General features: G+C 57.1%; 2 protein-coding genes. Both read right to left on the bottom strand.

The window, feature by feature from the left end:
* Positions 1–1099: 1099 nt before the first annotated feature.
* Complete coding sequence (locus tag Q0J81_RS10850) at positions 1100–1687, bottom strand: hydrolase (protein WP_294447848.1); 588 nt, start codon at positions 1685–1687, stop codon at positions 1100–1102.
* A gap of 1 nt (position 1688) precedes the next feature.
* A complete protein-coding gene (locus Q0J81_RS10845) occupies positions 1689–2729 on the bottom strand; it encodes a dynamin family protein (RefSeq protein WP_294447847.1) in 1041 nt (346 codons plus the stop codon).
* Positions 2730–3454 lie beyond the last annotated feature (725 nt).

Genomic DNA, 3454 nt, shown 5'->3' with positions numbered 1-3454 from the left:
AAAAAGTGTTTTTCAACGCTCGAACAGATCTTCGTGTTCAAAGGACTGCCGCCTCTCAACGCTCTGGGGCCCCGGGCCGCTTTCGAGCGGCCCGGCCGACGTCCGCCAGTAGCCGCGATTCACTTCCGGCGTTAAACGCAGCGGGCGTCGTGCAAGTCAAGAGTCCGTACAGTGTGTCCGGAGCAGACGGGCGGTCGCGGTACTCGGGAAAAGGAAAATGTAAGGGTAAAAAGGCACAAAAAAAGCGGGAACTTCAAGAAAAGCTCCCGCAAATGGACACGAAGACCCTGCATGATGCAGGCAGAAAGGGATTACTTGTAAACCTTAGAGGCAAAAATACCGAGACAGACAACCACAGCCATAAGGCCGGCGCAGGTGGAAAGCACCAGACTTCCGAGTTCCATAACTCCTCCTTTCGTTTATGGAAAAAAATACGCTCACTGTTGCAGCAGATATCATGCATCACAGGCAATGCATTGTCATGAGCATGAATACCTTGCTTGTTTTTTTTAGAACATAGCAGGGGCGTGAGTTAAATACAATATATTTTAAAGGTTTTTTTCACTTGTAGAACAATTCGATGTGTTATTCAAAAACTTTTATTAAATGAAATTATAGAACAATGGAAATACTGTGCAGTAAATATATTATGTATAAAATTTATGTGCAGTATTGAACAGAAATAAAAAATATATTGAAAAATGACATATAATATAGAGTGAAATATTATATGTTATTTTTATATTGTGGAGAAATAAAACGGAGAATTATTTCTGTAGTCTGTCTTAAAAAAATATGGGAGAAAGAAATCATGTCTGGGATATCATAACATTGAATGGATCGGCGGGGCGCACAGGACACGCGCAAAGCGGAGGGCGGAAGGCGGGGGAGCCCGGAGCGGGGCCCTGCGAGAAAGCGCGCGGCGGACAGCCTTTGATAGGGAATTCGGTGCCGGGGAAGCGCTCGGGACGTTCGGCGCTGTCGGGAAAGCGGTTCTTGAGGGGAGAGGAGGAACGGGGCAGAGAAACGGAAGGCGGAAAAGAACGGCGCGCTCTTCCGGGGAGGGAAGGCGCGCCGTGAAGGATGTTTTCGGCAGGAATTACAGGGCGGCCATCTGGGCGTTTACGCTTTCTTCGCAGGCGCGCATGGCGTCGAGGGTCTGGGCGAAGAGCTCGTCGAGGGTCCAGCCGAGGCGTTCCGCGCCGGAGCGGATGACGTCGCGGGAGCAGCCGGCGGCGAATTTCTTGTCCTTGAACTTCTTTTTGAGGCTGGACACTTCCATGTCCATCACGCTGCCGGAGGGGCGCATTTTCACGGCGGCGCCGATGAGTCCGGTGAGTTCGTCCACGGCGAAGAGGATTTTTTCCATGTCGTGTTCGGGTTCCACGTCGCAGCACAGGCCGTAGCCGTGGCTGCACACGGCGTGAATCATGTCGTCGCCCACGCCTGCCTCGCGCAGCAGTTCAGGCGCCTTGCGGCAGTGTTCTTCGGGGAAGCGTTCAAAGTCGATGTCGTGCAGAAGGCCGCAAAGTCCCCAGAAGTCCTCTTCGTCGGCAAATCCGTGCGTGCGGGCGAAGTAGCGCATCACGCCTTCTACGGTGAGGGCGTGCAGAATGTGGAACGGTTCGGAGTTCCAGGATTTCAGAAGGCTGAGGGCCTGCTCTCTGGTTATGGCGCTGGTTTTCATGTCATGCTCTTTTTGCAGGCTCGTCCCCGGTGAGGGGGGCGGCGCAGGTTTTGACGGTGAGATGGTCGATGTATTCCTCGAGGGCCGTCATGCCCGAACCCGTGATGGCGCGGCGGCAGTCGGCGTAATCGAGTATCTTGCTCATGTTCTTGTTGATGAGTTCCGCGCTTTCGGGATGCACGCGGCGGGCCAGGTACTCCAGCGAGGAGCGGAAGGCCTGGGAAAATTTCTGAAGTCTGCGCCATTCTTCCATCTGTTCGGCCACGCTCACGCGGATTTTTTCGGGCATGAGGGCGGCCTTGAGCATGGCGTCGCACAGGCGCCAGTCGATGTACTGGCCGAATTCCACTTCAAATACCGTCAGGCTGTCGCGGTCGATCATGCGTCGCCACACTTCCGCGCCCTTGGCCATGAGGGGAATGACGTCCACGTTCGAGCCTTCGGGCAGATGCTGGGCCACGGTGTCGCGCACGTCCCTGACGATATCGTCAACGGATTCCTTTTCCACGTCGATGACGTCGGCCTTGTTGAGTATGACGAGCACCGGAACGCCCCCGCGCAGCGCAGCCACGCGGCCCATGTCGTGAAGCAGGGCTTCTTCATCGCGGGTGTGGAGCTGGGCCATGTCGAGCACGAGAAAAATGTGGGTGAGCGGCAGCTTTTCCAGGGCGAAATAGGTTTCGCCGCGGTGTTCGTCGTATTTGCTGGTGTTGGGGCCGGGCGTGTCGTAGAACACGATGGTGCGCTTTTTTTCCAGATGCGGCAGGCGCAGACGTATGTCGGCGGGCACGGTGCCGTTGTAGGATGCAAGACGCTCCAGCGTGAGCGGATGCCATTCGTCGCTTTCCGAAGGATTGCGGCACACGTTGTTTTCGCACCACGGGTCATGCACGATGCGGAATATCTGCGCCGTGGTGGCCCGGTTGCCCGCAGGGAACACGCCCCGACCGAGCAGCGCGTTGAGCACCGTGGACTTGCCCGAGCTCATGCAGCCCAGAATGAGAATGTGAAGCCCGGTATCGGGCACGCGAAACTCGCCCATGTCTGACTCCCGTACGCTTCCGGAAAAAGGAAGCGCTTCTTTGCTTGATATCGCCCGCCGGAGGGCTGAGGCGCAGGTTGCGGCACGGATTCGAGATTCCGAAAACGTGTCGAACCTTTCCGAAGATACCTTATTGTCCGCGCAAGGCAAGTCCCGGACGTGGGGACGGCAGGGCAGAGGATGAAACGAACATCCCGACAGGGCAGCAGTCCGGGGGAATCACTCGACCAGGTGACGACATTTTCCGATGTCCGCGTGGCGCCGACTCCGTCTGCCCCGGACACGCGGTACGGACTCTTGACCTGTACGACGTCCACTGCGCTTAACGCCGGAAGTGAATTCCGGCTGCCTGCGGCCGTCGGAGGGGCTCCTGACGTCGCCCGGGGCCCCAGAGCGTTGAAAGGCGGTTGTCCTTTGCAAACAAGGGTCCGCCGAATCGTTGAAAACGACAGTCCTTTGTCAGCGACGGCTTCCCGGAGCGTTGAGCCGACACTCTCCCTTAAAAATCTGGAAATCCTTCCAACAACACCGATGTTGCCGCAACGCGGGAACATCGGCGGCCAGCCGCAGGCGGGCGCAGGGCGCACGCCTGCACTGAGTTTGCAGCCCGAAACGTGCCCGCCGAGCCTTCCGGACTTTGCGCCACATGCCTTTTTCCCCGCCCTTTCAAAACCCGACTTCCGGCATCCGCACGAGCCCGCCGCGCGGCGAAGCCGCAAGGCGAA

The sequence above is a fragment of the uncultured Mailhella sp. genome, from assembly GCF_944324575.1.
In the GTDB taxonomy this organism is placed as follows: domain Bacteria; phylum Desulfobacterota; class Desulfovibrionia; order Desulfovibrionales; family Desulfovibrionaceae; genus Mailhella.
The sequence above is the reverse complement of the archived record's forward strand: the minus strand, read 5'-3'. Positions and strand labels throughout refer to the sequence as shown.

Bases quoted from the DNA above. Each gene is read 5' to 3' on its own strand.
- Q0J81_RS10850 (WP_294447848.1), bottom strand. From the start codon at position 1,687: ATGAAAACCAGCGCCATAACCAGAGAGCAGGCCCTCAGCCTTCTGAAA.
- Q0J81_RS10845 (WP_294447847.1), bottom strand. From the start codon at position 2,729: ATGGGCGAGTTTCGCGTGCCCGATACCGGGCTTCACATTCTCATTCTG.